Source organism: Paenibacillus jiangxiensis (assembly GCF_046098255.1).
In the GTDB taxonomy this organism is placed as follows: domain Bacteria; phylum Bacillota; class Bacilli; order Paenibacillales; family Paenibacillaceae; genus Paenibacillus; species Paenibacillus jiagnxiensis.
In genome coordinates, this window is the sequence record NZ_JBJURI010000012.1 from 66,539 (window position 1) to 82,939 (window position 16,401).

The 16,401-nt window shown below is 50.9% G+C and carries 17 protein-coding genes, 1 pseudogene and 1 riboswitch; of the genes and pseudogenes, 1 reads left to right on the forward strand and 17 read right to left on the reverse strand.

Annotated features, from left to right (window positions below; all coding sequences use genetic code 11):
• Window positions 1–18 precede the first annotated feature (18 nt).
• The 3 genes from ACI1P2_RS13390 to ACI1P2_RS13400 form a co-directional block, all read right to left on the reverse strand.
• Window positions 19–1,203, reverse strand: a complete 1,185-nt coding sequence (locus ACI1P2_RS13390; RefSeq protein ID WP_355320358.1) for a D-alanyl-D-alanine carboxypeptidase family protein — start codon at window positions 1,201–1,203, stop codon at window positions 19–21.
• A 158-nt stretch (window positions 1,204–1,361) separates the two neighbouring features.
• Complete coding sequence (gene ytfJ, locus ACI1P2_RS13395; protein ID WP_355320359.1) at window positions 1,362–1,862, reverse strand: GerW family sporulation protein; 501 nt, start codon at window positions 1,860–1,862, stop codon at window positions 1,362–1,364.
• Between the two features lie 139 nt (window positions 1,863–2,001).
• Window positions 2,002–2,733 (reverse strand): SDR family oxidoreductase, encoded by a 732-nt coding sequence (locus ACI1P2_RS13400; protein ID WP_355320360.1) that lies wholly within the window; start codon window positions 2,731–2,733, stop codon window positions 2,002–2,004.
• A 45-nt stretch (window positions 2,734–2,778) separates the two neighbouring features.
• Between ACI1P2_RS13400 and ACI1P2_RS13405 the strand changes: the two are divergent.
• Window positions 2,779–3,288, forward strand: a pseudogene (locus ACI1P2_RS13405) (helix-turn-helix domain-containing protein); the annotation flags it as partial.
• A gap of 70 nt (window positions 3,289–3,358) precedes the next feature.
• Here the strand turns inward: ACI1P2_RS13405 and ACI1P2_RS13410 are convergent.
• From ACI1P2_RS13410 to ACI1P2_RS13475, 14 genes are all read right to left on the reverse strand, one after another.
• Window positions 3,359–4,072 carry a DUF2953 domain-containing protein gene (locus ACI1P2_RS13410; RefSeq protein WP_355320362.1) on the reverse strand — a complete coding sequence of 238 codons (714 nt, stop codon included), beginning with the start codon at window positions 4,070–4,072 and terminating at the stop codon, window positions 3,359–3,361.
• A gap of 161 nt (window positions 4,073–4,233) precedes the next feature.
• The gene (scpB, locus tag ACI1P2_RS13415) at window positions 4,234–4,848 is read right to left on the reverse strand and encodes an SMC-Scp complex subunit ScpB (protein ID WP_355320449.1); all 615 of its coding nucleotides are present in this window, start codon (window positions 4,846–4,848) and stop codon (window positions 4,234–4,236) included.
• Window positions 4,817–5,611, reverse strand: a complete 795-nt coding sequence (locus ACI1P2_RS13420; protein WP_355320363.1) for a segregation and condensation protein A — start codon at window positions 5,609–5,611, stop codon at window positions 4,817–4,819. The genes scpB and ACI1P2_RS13420 overlap by 32 nt, the downstream gene beginning before the upstream one ends.
• 69 nt (window positions 5,612–5,680) lie before the next feature.
• Window positions 5,681–6,145: a 6,7-dimethyl-8-ribityllumazine synthase gene (gene ribH, locus ACI1P2_RS13425; RefSeq protein ID WP_355320364.1), complete on the reverse strand. Its 465-nt coding sequence runs from the start codon at window positions 6,143–6,145 to the stop codon at window positions 5,681–5,683.
• Between the two features lie 54 nt (window positions 6,146–6,199).
• A complete protein-coding gene (locus ACI1P2_RS13430) occupies window positions 6,200–7,432 on the reverse strand; it encodes a bifunctional 3,4-dihydroxy-2-butanone-4-phosphate synthase/GTP cyclohydrolase II (protein WP_355320365.1) in 1,233 nt (410 codons plus the stop codon).
• Window positions 7,433–7,476: 44 nt separating this feature from the next.
• A complete protein-coding gene (gene ribE / locus ACI1P2_RS13435) occupies window positions 7,477–8,139 on the reverse strand; it encodes a riboflavin synthase (RefSeq protein WP_355320366.1) in 663 nt (220 codons plus the stop codon).
• 309 nt (window positions 8,140–8,448) lie between these two features.
• Window positions 8,449–8,621: riboswitch (FMN riboswitch) on the reverse strand.
• A 118-nt stretch (window positions 8,622–8,739) separates the two neighbouring features.
• Entirely contained in the window at window positions 8,740–9,189 is a 450-nt protein-coding gene (locus ACI1P2_RS13440) for an IDEAL domain-containing protein (RefSeq protein WP_355320367.1), read from the reverse strand.
• A gap of 216 nt (window positions 9,190–9,405) precedes the next feature.
• Window positions 9,406–9,840, reverse strand: coding sequence for a peptidylprolyl isomerase (locus tag ACI1P2_RS13445; protein WP_355320368.1), 435 nt, complete (start codon window positions 9,838–9,840; stop codon window positions 9,406–9,408).
• A gap of 130 nt (window positions 9,841–9,970) precedes the next feature.
• Entirely contained in the window at window positions 9,971–11,299 is a 1,329-nt protein-coding gene (lysA, locus tag ACI1P2_RS13450; protein WP_355320369.1) for a diaminopimelate decarboxylase, read from the reverse strand.
• Window positions 11,300–11,421: 122 nt separating this feature from the next.
• Window positions 11,422–13,056, reverse strand: coding sequence for a spore germination protein (locus ACI1P2_RS13455; protein WP_355320370.1), 1,635 nt, complete (start codon window positions 13,054–13,056; stop codon window positions 11,422–11,424).
• Window positions 13,057–13,414: 358 nt separating this feature from the next.
• Complete coding sequence (gene sigF, locus ACI1P2_RS13460; protein WP_355320371.1) at window positions 13,415–14,170, reverse strand: RNA polymerase sporulation sigma factor SigF; 756 nt, start codon at window positions 14,168–14,170, stop codon at window positions 13,415–13,417.
• Between the two features lie 15 nt (window positions 14,171–14,185).
• A complete protein-coding gene (gene spoIIAB, locus ACI1P2_RS13465; RefSeq protein WP_355320372.1) occupies window positions 14,186–14,641 on the reverse strand; it encodes an anti-sigma F factor in 456 nt (151 codons plus the stop codon).
• A complete protein-coding gene (gene spoIIAA / locus ACI1P2_RS13470) occupies window positions 14,638–14,991 on the reverse strand; it encodes an anti-sigma F factor antagonist (RefSeq protein WP_355320373.1) in 354 nt (117 codons plus the stop codon). The genes spoIIAB and spoIIAA overlap by 4 nt, the downstream gene beginning before the upstream one ends.
• Window positions 14,992–15,119: 128 nt before the next feature.
• A complete protein-coding gene (locus tag ACI1P2_RS13475; RefSeq protein ID WP_355320374.1) occupies window positions 15,120–16,295 on the reverse strand; it encodes a D-alanyl-D-alanine carboxypeptidase family protein in 1,176 nt (391 codons plus the stop codon).
• Window positions 16,296–16,401 lie beyond the last annotated feature (106 nt).

Consider the following 16,401-nt stretch of genomic DNA (forward strand, 5'->3'; position numbering starts at 1 on the left):
TTCTTCTGCAGGTTCGCATTATGCAGAAAATAAGCGCTGCATCACTTCAGTCCAAGCGTCCCTCCACAAGCTCTCCCGCACCTTGCCGGACGCGGGAGCGGGAAGCGTTTCTTTGGCCCGGGGAATATAACTGCCCTTCTCGTACACAGGCACGGAGCCGATCAGCTTTCCGTCAAGCAGCATGTCAATTCTGCCGCGAAGGCCGAAGGAGGACCGGTCTGTTGTGATACTTCCGGACGCAGTTTTGGTCAGTACCAGCTTCTTGGTCAGCAGACGTTCCTCCCCCTCGGCAAGCGGATAGGAGAAGGAAGCGCCTGTGACAAAATTATACCCGCTTAGAGGCATGTTTTTCCTCGTGACTTCCACGATCGGATAATAACGGAAGCCATAATCCAACATCCGGCCATGATCATTCCAATCGTCTCCGTCGTTCAAAGTAACGGCGGCAAGCTGTCGTCCGTCCCGAGTGGCTGAGCTGACCAGACAGCGAAAAGCTTTTTTCGTATAGCCGGTCTTCACCCCGTCAGCCCCCTCGTACAGCCGCAGCATCTTATTTTTGTTATGCCAGGAATAGTCCCACTGCTCGTTTGGATTGGGAGCCTTCTTGTTTTCTGTTTTGACAATTTCCCGGAACACCGGATTCCGGAGCGCATATGCTGTAAGCTTCGCCATATCATTGGCTGTGGAATAATGGCCTTCTGCATCCAGACCGTGCGGATTGGCAAAATGGGTATGCTCAAGCCCCAACTGCTCAGCTTTGGCGTTCATCAGAAACACAAATCCTTCCTCAGAACCACCGACATGCTCGGCGATCGCTGTGGCGGCGTCGTTGCCGGAACGAAGCATCAGTCCATACAGCATATCTTCCAGCTTCATCTGCTCTCCCAGCTTCAAAAACAGGGAGGAGCCTTCTTTGGCAAAAGCGTTCCGGGACACGCTAACCTTGTCTTTAAGGCTGCCATGCTCTATAGCCACGATGGCGGTCATGATTTTGGTCAGGCTGGCAATTCGCATTTGCTTGTCGCCCTCTTTTTCATACAATATACGTCCTGAAGAAACATCGATCAGCGCTGCAGCTTCCGCGTGATTGGCCGGCTCGGGCGGAAGTTCTGCTTCCGGAGCGGCCGCGGCCGCTGCGGATTCGAAGAGAAGGACGATGGATATGAGCAGGCTTATTGAGGCAATCCTGTGACGTATTAACATGGCAATCCTCCGGTTCGCGAATGGTCTTGTACCATTTTATGTACTTGCTGTCGAAAGTATGTCCTTTGCAAAGCCGAAAAATCCTTCCCGTTCAGACATTCACCGGCTGACCCGGAGAAAGCTTGTACGGAAAGGATTAAAAATCGGCTCAATACAGATTACAGGTAGGATGTTGTGTTACGATCCGTGCTGTTGACTGGAACTTGAGGCGGCATTTGGTTTTCGGTCATTCCGGCTGCTGCAGTCGCTCCGGACACACCCGTCCGTCCCATCATGGTCTGGATTTTATCAATCAGTTGTGGCGTGGAATCGATAATCTTCTCAAACAGATGGGTCTGATTATCAAGTGGCACGATCTGAACTCCTTGACGGCCGACAACGAGGAATGCGATCGGCTGAATGGACACGCCTCCCCCGCTACCGCCGCCAAACGGGTGCCCGGCTTTCACACCGGAAGTTCCTGAATGATCCGCTACGTCGTCCATTACGTTAAAATCGCTGCCCCCTGCCGCAAAGCCGAAACCTACCCTGCTTATAGGCAAAATGACGGTTCCGTCCGGCGTTTCCACCGCTTCCCCTACGATGGTGTTGACATCCACCATGCCTTTAATATTCTCCATCGCCGTTTGCATGAGTCCTTGAATCGGATGATCGGACATATAAGCTCCCTCCAGTCGTTAAGCTTGGTTTTTTTCTTCACTTATCATCCCCAAATGCATTTGAGTTATGTAGCTCAATTATGGGTTGATTACCGTCTTTCTCTGGAGAGGAGCCATTTAATTCGTTCAACAGGAGAAGTTATGCCTGTGCAGTCGGGCGCACAATCAATTCGTTAATATCCACATCGGCAGGCTGCTCTATCGCGAACACAATCGCACGGGCAATTGCTTCCGGTGAAATCGCCTCCTTGTCACGGAACCTCTCAAGCTCCCCCCTGATCTCCTGATTGGGAATTGCTTCTACAAAATCCGTTTTCACGAACCCGGGAGAAATAATAGTAACGCGCAGTTTATCGCCAGCCTCTTGACGCAGCCCTTCGGAGATCGCCCGCACCGCAAACTTGGTGCCTGAGTAGACCGCCATGTTCGGGGTCGTCTTAAGTCCTGCCGTAGAAGCAATGTTGATGAAATGTCCAAAGCCCTGCTTGCGAAAAACCGACAGCCCAGCCGCAATGCCATACAGAACACCTTTTATGTTGACATCAATCATATCCTCCCAATCCTCCACGCGGAGTTCATCAAGAGGGGATATGGGCCCAATTCCGGCATTGTTGAGGAGGACGTCCACTTTACCATATCGTTCACATGCCAGCTTGACGAGATGGGTCAGGTCTTCACGCTGCTTCACATCTGTACGGGCATAGACAGCTTCGCCGCCAACCGCGTCAATACGGGCTGCAAGTGTTTCAAGACGCTCCACCCTGCGCGCTCCCAGAACGATTTTGGCTCCTTTTTCGGCGAGAAGAAGTGCTGTCGCCTCACCAATTCCACTGCTTGCACCAGTAATGACAACGACCTTGTCTTTGATCATATCAGGTTCCTTCTTTCGTTTTATTTTAGCTAGCTCATTCACCCCGCCCTGCTTGAAGCGGTAATCCGGCTTGTCAGACTGCTCTATACACCCGGCGATATTGAGGCCCTTGCACCGCTCATCATCCGTGAAATTTTATATAGGGTCATGCAAGGCGAGCAGGGTGAGATCATCAGACAATTCGCCCTGATTGGCACTCAGGCGCAGCGCATCGCCAAGGTGATTCACATGATCAACCGTGACTATGCCAAGCCTTTCCTGATTGAAGAATTGGCGAAGGAAGTTAACATGAGTCCCTCTGCCCTGCATAAGCAGTTTAAAAAAGTAACCGCCATGAGCCCGCTGCAGTATCAAAAAGCCATCCGGCTGCAGGCAGCACGGCGCCTGCTCCTTACCGAAGACCTGGAAGCCGCTGAAGCCGCATTTCGTGTCGGTTACGAAAGCCCTACTCAGTTCAGCCGGGAATATGCACGCCGGTTTGGACGGCCGCCAATGTCCGATATGAAGCATCTGCGGGCCTCCATCAAAGAGGAAACAAAAAAGGCGGATCTTTAACAAGACCAGCCTGACTCCATTTTTTTTGCTTTTGTATCGAAAATATGTAACGTTTCCGAGTCGTACCGTTTTAATGTTCCGGTATATGATCGGACGGTTCCCTGGTGAACACTTTTTTCCATGTTTTAAAGCCTCCTGGCACTTTTAAAATGCTGGCCAGCAGCCTGAACAGCGAAAGAATCACATAACCCATGGATATGGAGGCACTGCATACCACATTCGTGGAAAAATAATTCCGTTCATCCCATGAAGGAATGACAGATAAAGCCGGTATGCAGTCATATCGCACATGAGCGGTGGTCCAACCCACGACAGAGCTTTTTAGGGCCCAAACAACTCCGGTCAAAACAGCCGTCTGCGAGCAATCCCGTACACCTAGCTTGGTTGCCCATTTCAGATGGGAGAGGCTCAAGTGGGCGACTGTTTTATTTACCCACTGCTTCAGGAAGACCGTATTTTCAAGGAGAAGGCGGTAATTGCTGAGCAGCTCCTCGATTTTGCTCTTGTCAACAACGGCGTCTTCCTTATCCGCTCTATCCTCCCCAAGGTTCGCGTATCTGTCGAGCCTTACCAAGATCCCCTTGCGGAACCGGTCGATCACGACGGAAGGCAGTTCATATTGGAAGCGGACGAGCCCATAAAGCATGTGAATCTGCAAACGGGCATAATCATTATTAGCCTGTTTTAGCACCTCGGCGCGAATCTTAATTCTGGAGAGCAGAACGGCCAGAACCAAAAAAATCAAAGCCGCAATAACTATCCATATCCACACAGCCGGCTTCACAGCTTACCTCCTTCCCCGTCCATACATCTGGATGTACATTATGTCGTTTAGTATAGCCTTGGAAGAGGAAAACATTCGTTGCAGCTCCGCTCTATGGGCAAAACAAAACAGGGACTCCGCACAGCCGTAACACTGCTCGGGCATCCCTGTCATAAATGAATTTATTCTTCTCTATTCTCCATATCATCAATGGTCAGCTGCTGCTGCTCGTCCAGCTTGCTGAACAGAAGCTGCGTTTCTTCCTCCAGTTGATCCGCATCCTCAAACAGCTCAGGCTGTGGCAGCTCGTCAAGGCTGCCGAGCCCAAAGTACTCCATAAACGCTTTGGTCGTACCATAAAGAATCGGTCTGCCAATGGCGTCTGCCCGTCCTGTCTCTTCGATCAATTCTTTGCTGACAAGCGTATGAATGGCACGCTCAGATTTCACTCCGCGTATTTCCTCAATCTCGACCCTGGTGATGGGCTGCCGGTAGGCAATAATCGCCAGCGTTTCCAGAGCAGCCTGGGAAAGGGATACACGAGCCGGGGAATAAGCCAGTTTCTCGAAATAAGGGGCATGCTCGGAAAGAGTGGCGAGCTGATATCTGCCGGCCAATTTCAGCATTTGCAGCCCTCTCCCCTCCTTTTGCATGTCGTTCTTCATGTCCTCAAGACAATCCGTGACCAGTTCAGGACGCTGCTCGGTAATTTCGGCAATTTGCTTCACGGTCAAACCTTCTTCACCCGCGAGAAACAGCAGCCCCTCAATAATCGATTTCAGCGTCGGATAATCCATCAACACGTATATCCCCTCTCCACTCCATCACAATATCATCAAAAACTCTCTCCTGATAACATACAATCTGCTTCATCTTCATCAGCTCCAGAATGGCGAGAAAGGTCACAACGATCTCATGCCGCTGCATGTCGTCATGCATCAGCCGCGAGAACAGCAGCCTGCTGCCCGACCCAGCCTTCTCGAACACGGTCAGGACCTGCCGTATCCGGTCCTTTACGGAGATTTCATCCCGATGGATCCGGGCCACCGTCGTTCTCCGCTCGGCCCTGCGCAAAGCCCGTTTAAAGGCAGCGATTAAATCTGCCGTATGCAGCCCCTGCACCGGGTTAGCCGGCTCGCTTGGAGCAAAAGAGCTCAGATCCTCAGGCTCCTTGCTGAAGATCAGGCTGCGCTCCCATTCCTTTTCGCTGAGATGGCGGGCAATTCCCTTATACTTACGGTATTCTATCAGCTTCTGCACCAGCTCTTCGCGCGGATCGTAATCCTCGTCCTCGTACATGTCATATTCGTCCATGTCGATGACCGGTGGCTTAGGAAGCAGCAGCTTGCTTTTGATCGACAAAAGGGTCGCCGCCATCACCAGAAATTCGCTTGTAACGTCCAGCTCCAGCTCCTGCATCGTATGAATATAGTCCATATACTGATCCGTGATTTCACTGATCGGTATATCCTGAATGTCAATCTCGGCTTTTTCGATCAGATGCAGAAGCAAATCAAGCGGCCCCTCAAACGTTTCCAGTTTATAAGTTACTACCGTCAAAGCATTTTTCCTCCCGCCAAATTCACAAACTGCATTGTATCAGAATATCAGAGCTTCTGATAGCCCGAGTCAGAACTGTTTTGTCAAATTAACCATTTCAATCGCGGCTACCGCCGAATCCCAGCCTTTGTTGCCAGCCTTCGTTCCTGCGCGTTCGATAGCCTGTTCAATGTTTTCCGTGGTGACGATACCGAAAATAACCGGCACGCCTGTTTTGAGATTAATAGCCGCTACACCCTTGGCAACCTCATTGCACACATAGTCGTAATGGGTTGTGGAGCCGCGGATGACTGTTCCGAGCGTTATGACGGCGTCGAATTTTCCGCTTTCCGCCATTTTTTGGGCAATCAGAGGAATTTCAAAAGCTCCCGGCACCCATGCTACAGAAATCTCATCATCGGCAACACCGTGCCGCTTCAGGGCATCAAGCGCTCCGCTCAGCAGCTTGTTCGTAATAAATTCATTGAATCTTCCAACTACAATACCATATTTTAATCCGGAGGATACAAGATTTCCTTCAAAATAATTCGCCATTCTGATCATCAGCCTTTCCGAGTTTGGTTTGGTTTTAGGTATTATCCGACTACATCAACGCTCATTCTGCTCAAGCGTTTCGAACGTAAGAAGATGCCCCAGCTTCACCTGTTTTGTATGAAGATAATTCGAATTGTCCTCGTTCTCCGGAATTTGAATGGGCACACGTTCGACCACTTCAAGACCGTAACCCTCCAGCCCTTTTATCTTTCTGGGGTTATTGGTCAGCAGCCGGATTTGGCGCACTCCTAAATCCCTGAGCATTTGGGCACCAATGCCGTAATCGCGCAGGTCAGCCGAAAAACCAAGCTTCAGATTGGCGTCTACCGTATCAAGACCTTCTTCCTGAAGTTTATAGGCTTTCAGCTTATTTATCAACCCGATGCCTCTGCCTTCCTGCCTCATATAAAGGAGAATGCCGGCGCCCTCTTCTTCAATTTGGCTTAAAGCAGCCGCGAATTGCGGCCCGCAGTCACAGCGGTGCGAATGGAACACATCCCCCGTGAGACATTCGGAGTGGACCCGGACCAGAACGGGCTTCGAGGGATCAATCTCGCCCTTGACAAGCGCTACATGCTCCTTGTTGTCCACCTCATTGGAATAGGCCACGGCCTGAAACACTCCGAAATCGGTTGGCATGCGCACCGCCACCTCCCGCTTTACCAGCTGTTCGCTGGCGATCCGGTAGCTGATCAGACTTTTAATGCTGATCAGCTTCAGACCATGCTGGGCGGCGATGATCGCCAGGTCCGGCAGCCGGGCCATCGTACCGTCTTCCTTGATCACTTCACAGATTACACCAGCCGGTGCAGCGCCGCTCAGCTTGGCGAGGTCCACGGCAGCTTCCGTGTGGCCTGCCCGTCTTAATACGCCGCCTTTCTTGGCGATCAGCGGAAACATATGGCCCGGTTTGCGGAAATCGCCTGCTGACGCTGCTGGATCGACGAGCGCCTTGGCCGTCATGGAGCGCTCCACAGCGGAAATACCTGTCGTTGTTTGACCATGGTCCACTGACACGGTGAAAGCCGTGCCGTGAAAATCCGTATTCTGCGCCACCATCGGCTTAAGCTCAAGCTCATCGGCCCGCTCCTGTGTAATAGCCACACATACGAGACCGCGTCCCTGGGTAATCATAAAGTTGATCGCTTCGGGGCTTGCCTTGTCTGCGAGCACCACAAAATCTCCTTCATTCTCACGATCCTCGTCATCCACCACGATCACAATCTTGCCCTGCTTGAGATCGGTTATGGCATCCTCAATCGAATCAAAAACGATATCCTGTCCCATGTCTTTTCCCTCCTTGTTTATACAGTGCTGATACCGGGCTTGCCTCAGGAGAACCCGTGCTCGGCCAGAAACTCAAGATCAAGCTGCTTTGGGGCTTGTGTCTGCCGATCTTTCCTGTTGAAGAACAGCAGATGCTCCACATATTTACCGAGAATATCGCATTCGATATTGACAGTATTCCCCGCCCGCTTGCCGCGCAAAGCCGTCGCTTCCAGCGTGTGGGGAATAATGGACACAGCAAAGGACGAATCATAAAGCTGAGCCACCGTGAGGCTGATTCCGTCAATAGTCACAGAGCCTCTCGGCACCAGATATTTGAACAGCGCATCGTCATCGGGAATGATCTCGTATACGACTGCATTCTGGTCCCGGGTGATACGGGCAATCCGGCCGGTGCCATCCACGTGCCCCTGCACGATATGTCCGCCAAACCTGCCGCCCGCCGCCATGGCCCGCTCCAGATTCAGGGGGTTGCCGGACTGAAGCTCGCTTAAATTGCTGTGCCGGTACGTCTGGGGCATCACATCCACCGTGAAGCTTCGTTCGCCGATTTTGGTTGCGGTCAGGCATACGCCGTTTACGGACACGCTGTCGCCGATCTTGAGATCCTCAAGCACCACCGCGGCGGAAATCTCCAGCTCCATCGCTTCCCCGCTGCGTGTTGCCTTGCGGAGAATACCCACCTCTTCAATAAGACCTGTAAACAACGGCTTCTTCCTCCTTTCTTGTGATGCAAGACCATGATCGGCCCGTATTCTTACAACCGGAATGTTCAGAACAGTAAAAAAAGCGTCTATCGATTAAAAAAACCCCCGGCGATTAGATCGCCAGGGGCAGGGATTACAGAGTGAATCAGCTTTCATAGGCATAACACGAAGCATCAAAAGTTCAGATCTATGTACTATAGAGGCTACAACAAAACAAACCTCCGTACGCCTGCAAATGGCTTTAGACGGACTGAACATTTTGAAAATGTGTATGCGAAAGTCAGCGCTCCATTACTGGTGCGCACGTCCACGATCCTTCTCCCATCCAGACTATACTGTCGGTCCCGGATTCGCACCAGGTCCACCATCAACCGCTTGTCGCAAGCAGTATCCGGGTCACGGACTGAGCCGCCTGATATGAACCATGCCCATCAAGCGTCATCACCGCCGGTAGGGAATTTCACCCTGCCCCGAAGGATAGATATTCGATTATTTCCATAAGTCGGTTGTAATTGAGCAAATCGTAACACTTTGAAACACAAAAAGCAAGCGGCAAGATCCTGAACCCGCCGCTTGTCCGTCTAACTTTAATCAAGCCAATTATGCCTGAAGCTCCATATATTTTTGCGAAAGCTCCTCAAACCACACCTTATCATTCATCTGCAGCGCCAGGTCGATTAAATCCGCCAGCTCTTCTCTCTCCAGTTCAACATCATCATCAAAGGAAACGACAGCCGTAGCCACCGGGTTATGCTCCGAGCTTTTACGAAAATCATAATCCAGCCGAAGATCGATAACCCCGTCAATATACTCACACTTCAGGAAATATATGATTTCACACATCAGTACGGGACGCACTTCATTTTCCAGGATGCAGTCCATTACTTTTGCGGAATAATGCTGATTGGTAAGACTGAATTTATGGTCGGCCGCCGGTCTTTCTCTGCCAAAATCGTCGGTGAATTTCAGCTCAACCGGGTACAGGTTCATCACTTTGCCCATCTGCTTTTTTGTTATTTCAATTATTTCACTTGTATCCAGGGTAATCATGCGGCACCTCTCCATATTTTTCTTATTTCATGCAAATAACGCCGTTGTTTCAGGCCGTATGCCTTTACACCTATATCGGATGCTAGTCCATAATTTTTAACCCTTAGTTTAGCACTGTTTATTGCATTATTCAAAATTAATGTTTCCAAAACAAACGAGGCGATCTATCCCCGATGGAGTACCGGGAACAGATCGCCTCTTAAAACTCATTTTATATTACGCTTCAAACACCGTAACTTCCTTCATTTTGTCACCCTGCTTCACGGCATCAATGTGCTCCATGCCGCTGATCACTTTGCCAAAAACGGTATGCACACCATCCAGATGCGGTTGCGGCTCGTAAACGATAAAGAACTGGCTGCCGCCCGTGTTGCGTCCGGCATGCGCCATGGAGAGCGCGCCTTTTTCGTGTTTGGTCGTGTTAGTAGCTGTTTCGCAATCGATGGTGTAGCCAGGACCGCCTGTGCCGTTGCCGACCGGACAGCCGCCCTGGGCTACGAAGCCCGGAATCACACGGTGGAAGCTCAGACCGTTATAAAACCCGCTGTTTGCCAGCTTTTCAAAATTTGCTACCGTATTTGGAGCTTCTTCAGGGAGAAATTGAATCTCAACAACTCCGCCGTTTTCAAGCACGATTTTGCCCTTTTTCATTTATTGAACACCCCGTCCATCAAATTTGGCGCCCGGTGGATGTTAATGCTCCGTCCGGACTGCTGTCAGAAGAGACATCAGACTACAGTGTACTATGAATCCCCGCACTTGGCAAAGTCTTCTGTTTTCTTTACACAAGTGTGCGGCTGCTCACACGCTCAGGGATCAGATCGTTGCGCACCAGGTCTTCATAGCTCTCGCGGCGCACGACAAGATCTGCCTTGCCGTTTGTCGTAAACACGACGGCAGGACGGCGAATCCGGTTGTAATTGCTTGCCATGGAGTAGTTATAAGCTCCAGTGGATGCCACAGCGAGCAGGTCACCGCTCTTCACCTTCGGCAGCTCGACATCCCAAATCAGCATATCGCCGCTCTCGCAGGCCTTGCCGGCGATGGATACCGTTTCCTCGGCCGGATCATGCGCGCGGTTGGCCAGCATCGCCTCATATTTCGCCTGATACAGGGCCGGTCTCGGATTATCCGACATGCCTCCATCGACTGAAACATATTTGCGCACCCCGGGAATATCCTTAATGCTTCCGACCGTATAGAGCGTGGTGCCCGCATCACCGACAATGCTGCGGCCCGGTTCAATCCAGATTTCCGGCAGTGTGGAGCTGATTCCTGCAAAATGGGTTTTGACCGCTTTGGCTATGGCTTCCACGTAACGGGACAGCGGCAGCGGTGTATCCTCGTCCGTATAACGGATCCCGAAACCGCCGCCAAGATTAATGACCTTAAATTCCGCCCCGAGCTCTTCTTTTACGGACCTTGTGAATGCAGCCACACGCTCAGCGGCTACCTGGAAGCCGTCCACCTCGAAAATTTGGGAGCCGATATGGGAATGGACGCCGAGCAGATTCAGCTGACTTTGCTGAAGCGCCAGCTTAACGGCCTCCATGGCGGCTCCGTTGCCGATATCAAATCCGAATTTGGAATCAGTCTGGCCTGTAGAGATATATTCATGCGTATGGGCTTCTACGCCCGGCGTCACGCGCAGCAGAATATTGGTCCGCATCTTCCGCTCAGCCGCAAGCGACTGCAGCAGGTGCAGCTCAGTCAGACTATCCACAACAAAGCAGCCGATCTTGGCATCCAGTGCCATTTCCAGCTCGGCGGGCGTTTTATTATTTCCGTGGAAATGAATCCGCTCAACGGGAAACCCTGCTTGAAGAGCAGTATACAGCTCACCGTCCGACACTACATCCAGGGACATTCCTTCTTCTGCAGCAAGGGCGCACATTGCCACTACGCAGAATGCTTTGCTTGCGTAGGCTACCTGAAAAGAAAGCCCCGTCGCGCGGAAGGCTTCGATAAATTCACGGCAGCGGCGGCGAACCAACTGCTCGTCGACAACATAAAGCGGTGTGCCGAACTGCTCGCCAAGCGCAGTCGCATCACAGCCGCCTATTTCCAAATGCCCTTTGGCATTGATTTTGCTGGTACCATGTAAATACATTTCCTGGGGCCTCTCTTTCTGGAACAGCTCTAATTCCAAAGAATGTTTACATAAGTATAGCAAAAAATGCGCAGCGGGCAACGGATTTTTGTGCGGAAACCATCCTGATCTTAGCCTATCCTTCAGGTGCCGCCTTGATGCTCCGGCATGCGTGTGGAATCGCGCGGCTTGTTATACGACGGCCTCCTTTCATCCTCCATCACCGATTTACGGATAAGGATGGACAGCATACCCTTGGCGCTGAAAGGAATAAAGGGCCACATATACGAGGAATTGTAGGAACGGTGTACCGTAAGCAGCACAAGAATGGCGGTGACGCCGATCACAAACCCTTTTACTTTAAAGGCGGCCACCAGCACCAGCAGCACCAGCCGTATCAAACGGTTGGCCAGCCCCAGCTCATAGCTTGGCGTTGCAAACATCCCGATTGCCGCGATAGCCATATACAGAACCACCTCATTAACGAACAGTCCGGTCTGGACGGCAACATCGCCGATCAGAATCGCTGCGATCAGTCCCATGGCGCTGGCAAGAGGTGTCGGCGTATGTACAGCCGCCATTCTCATCAGATCCACCCCGAACTCAATCAGCAGAAACTGAAGGATCAGGGGCAGCTTTGCGGCCTTCTGAGGACCGATAAAATCGAGCATAGGCGGCTTCAGCTCAGGGCTGATCACCATGAGCATCCAGAGCGGAAGCAAGAACAACGAGGCAATAATGCCCGCAAAGCGGATCCACCGCAAATAACTTCCCATAAACGGAGACTGCCTGTTTTCCTCCGCATGCTGGCACAGATCGAAAAAGGTCGTTGGCAAAATCATAACGCTGGGGGATGTATCGACAAACAGAACCACCCTTCCCTCAAGCAAATGGGAAGCCACCACGTCCGGGCGCTCCGAATAGCGCACGAGCGGGTACGGGTTCCATTTTTTGTCGGTCATCGCCTCCTCAAGCTGCTTGTCAGCCAGCGGAATACCGTCAATGACAATCTTTTTGACTTTGGCTCTGACCGATTCAACCAGCTTTTTATCCGCAATATCATCAATATAAGCAAGGCATACATCAGTGCGTGTGCGGCGGCCAACCTGCATGATTTCATATTTAAGTCCCGGGTCTCTCAGACGCCGCCTGACCAGCGCAATGTTCGTCATCAGTGTCTCCGTGAAGCCGTCTCTTGCTCCCCGCACAACTTTTTCAATGGTCGGCTCCTCGGGTCCTCTTACGGGATACGAACGGGTATCGACGAGAATCGCCTTGTGCTCTCCTTCGATAAAAAAAGCGCTCACTCCGGTCAGCACTGTATTAATGACAGCAGACATCTTGTCCTCCAGCTCCACCTGAACGTGCGGGATAAAACGTTCAAAGTATGACTCCAGAGTATTGGATGATATGTCACTTGGTGTCACATAACTGAGCCGGTCAAGCACTTCGGACAGAAGCAGGGAATTTGCAAATCCATTTATAAAGAAAATGCCTACCTTTCTGCCCCCAAAGTTCATTTCGCGCAGAATCACATCAAAGGATTGTCCAAGCCCCACAGTATCCTGCAGCGTCTGCTTAATATCCTCCATTGTGACAGGAATCGTATCCTCTTCCTGCCAATACAGCACGGATTCTTTGACATTATTGGAGATTTCGTTTTCAACCTTCTCCTGATGCCGCTTGCGGGCCTCAGCATCCTCCCCGTGTCCGCTCTCCCCGGTTGGCGGGTGCTGTACAGCCTCTGTATCTCCTTCATGCTGTGTAGTATGATTCATTCGCTCTATTTCCCTCCTCAGCTGTCCATTAAAGTTAGTATGAGGAAGCTGACGGATTTTATCCTTACCACAATAGCTCTTTTCGTGTACATGGATTGTTATAGTGATAGTTTCTACTACAATCTCTGTACCAAGCGGAAAATTCCTGTGTTAACATTGGTGGACGCCAAAAGAGATGATGTTTTCAGAAAGTGTTAAGCCAAGTAACGACACACTGGAAGAGTTAAAGAACAGGCTGGTAAAAGAACTGAAGAAAATCGTATGACCCTGAGCCATTAAAAAAAAACATGTGCACACCCGCGGCAAGCCGCGGGTGTGCACATGTTCGGAAATATAATATTTAACTGCAGCGCTTGTATTATTGGGCAATCTGGTCCTTGATGGACTGCAGTATTTTTTTTTCGAGACGCGATACCTGAACCTGTGATATGCCAAGCCTGCTGGCAACCTCGGACTGGGTCTGATCCCGGAAATACCGAAGATATACGATGAGCCGTTCCCGTTCGGTCAGCCCCCCGATCGCTTCATTCAAAGCAAGCTTGTCAAACCAGCGTTCCTGGGAATCGTCCGCAATCTGGTCCATGAGCGTAATAGGGTCGCCGTCGTTTTCAAAGACGGTTTCATGAATGGATGTAGGCTGTTTGTTGGCTTCCTGGGCGAATACGACATCCTCCGGCGACACCCCGAGCTCTTCGGCAACCTCCTTGATCGTCGGCAGACGGTTCAGCTGCTTGGAGAGCTCATCCCTTTTTTTGCGGACCTTGTTGGCCATTTCCTTCAGGGAACGGCTTACCTTCAGCGTTCCGTCATCTCTGAGAAAGCGCTGAATTTCGCCAATGATCATAGGCACGGCGTAAGTGGAAAATTTGACATCATAGCTGAGATCAAACTTGTCCACCGATTTCAGAAGGCCGATGCATCCGATCTGAAACAAATCCTCCGGTTCATACCCGCGGTTCATGAAACGCTGCACCACAGACCATACCAGCCGGATGTTGCTGTTCACCAGCTTGTCACGGGCGCTGTTATCACCCGTCTGGCTTAAGGCAATCAGTTTTTTGACTTCCCCATCATCCAGATAAGTGTTAGTACCACGCTTGATTTCAGCATTCATAGGCCCAACCCCTACCTAATTATATAAAGCTTTCTTGGATTCGATCCTTTTCTTCATCCGAATGACCGTTCCCCCGTTCAGCTCGCTGGTCACTTCAAACTCGTCCATAAAGTTTTCCATGATGGTGAAGCCCATGCCAGACCGTTCCAGCTCCGGCTTGGAGGTGTACAGCGGCTGCTGCGCAAGCTCCAGGTCCTCAATTCCCTGACCCGAATCCTCGATCACCAGCGTAACTGAATCCCCGTCGATGCTCGCCCTGATCGTTACAATGCCTGCAGGATCATTATTGTATCCGTGGATAATACAATTGGTTACCGCCTCGGAGACGACCGTTTTCAGATCACTCAGCTCATCCATGGTAGGATCGAGCTGAGAAATAAAGGCCGCTACTGTTACACGCGCAAAGGACTCATTTTCCGATTTGGCCGCAAACTGCAGCGTCATGAAATTGCTTCCACCCGTTTCTGTCATGACACGACCTCCATTCCCGAAAGAGCCACCTCTTCGTTCTCGTAACAAGTCATGATTTTGAACAGTCCTGACATTTCAAGCAACCTGTATACTGCAGGAGTTGCATCACATACCGCCATTTTGCCGTTTTTTTGCTTGAGGAGCTTATACCGGCCAAGAATGACTCCCAGCCCAGAACTGTCCATGAACACCAAATCTTTAAAATTCAGAACAAGATGCTCGCATTGCTGGCGCATAATCGCCTCATCCAGCTGTGCCCGCACCTGATCCGAGGTATGATGATCCAGCTCACCGGCCAGTCTGGCAATCAGAACCCCTCGCTGATAATCCATCTCCACTTTAAGCTTCATGTTTGTTTCACTCTCCTCCCTGACTTGGACAAGGATTTCTACGAGTCAATGATAGAATCCTGCCCTGCGACAAAACTAGAAGAAAACTGTGCTCAATCTACAAAAGTAACCCCCACGGGCGATTCATGTCAGGAAAACAGTTTGGAGGTGGTGCGTTTAAACAATCTCCACCAGCCTGCCTTCTCTACAGCCACCGGGGACTGCAGTTCGAATTCCTTCAGCTTGGCATTATTTTGATAAACAATCAGCTTGCCAATCACCTCTCCTTTTTTGAGCGGTGCTTTGATCCCGCTGTTCAGCTGGACTTCGTGACGGATCTCCTCTTGACGGCCACCTTTTTTGACAAGAACGCTGTAAGGCTTATCCGCTTTAATCGTTAATTCCGGAACAACCCCTTTTTCAATGCTCAGCTTGCCGATCACGTCATCCTGGTTATACAACGATTTCATGGCATATTGGGAAAACGCGTAATCAAACATGGAGGCAATCTCACTGTTGCGGGTTTTGGTATTAGGCTCCCCGAGCACTACTGCCACAACGCGCATTCCGTCACGCATTGCGGTAGCGGAAAGGCAGAATTTCGCTTCAGACGTATAACCTGTCTTCAAGCCGTCGGCTCCTGTATAGAACCGGACCAGCTTGTTGGTATTGACCAGCCAGAACGGTTTTTCGCTGCTTTTGCGCAAATAATCCTGATAAGCTCCGGTATATTTCGTAATCTGCGGATATTTCAGCAACTCGCGGCTCATCAATGCAATATCGTGTGCAGAGGAATAATGATCCTTGGCCGGCAGGCCGTTGCAGTTGGCAAAATGTGTGTCATTCATGCCTAGCTCCTTGGCTTTGTCATTCATCAAACGCACAAATGCCTGCTCTGACCCCGCGATCTTTTCCGCCATCGCTACGGAAGCGTCATTACCGGAAGCCATCGCGATCCCCTTGATCATTTCCTCAACACTCATTTCCTCGCCCGGCTCCAGAAAAATCTGCGAACCACCCATGGAAGCCGCATATTCACTGGCCCGGACAGGGTCCGTCAGCTTCAGCTTCCCATTCTCCAGCGCTTCCATCGTAAGCAGCATCGTCATGATTTTCGTGATGCTTGCCGGAGGCAACTTGTCATGGCTGTTTTTCTCGTAAATGATCGTGCCGGTGTACGCATCCAACAGGATAGCGGAGCCGGATTGAGGCGCCAGGGACACGTCGGCTTGCTGTACGCCTCCTTTCTCTTCGGCAGAAGCTGGCGGCAGCAGACCGGCGCTGATGCTGAATACGAGCAATAAAGATAGACTGATTTTCTTCATGTTCGGTACCTCCCTACTAACTTTGCGGAAGAACGCCGGTTGTCGGAATCGGACGGCGTCTGCCGTATACTGCTATCCATTGTCGTCAATCGTGCAGTAAATTATT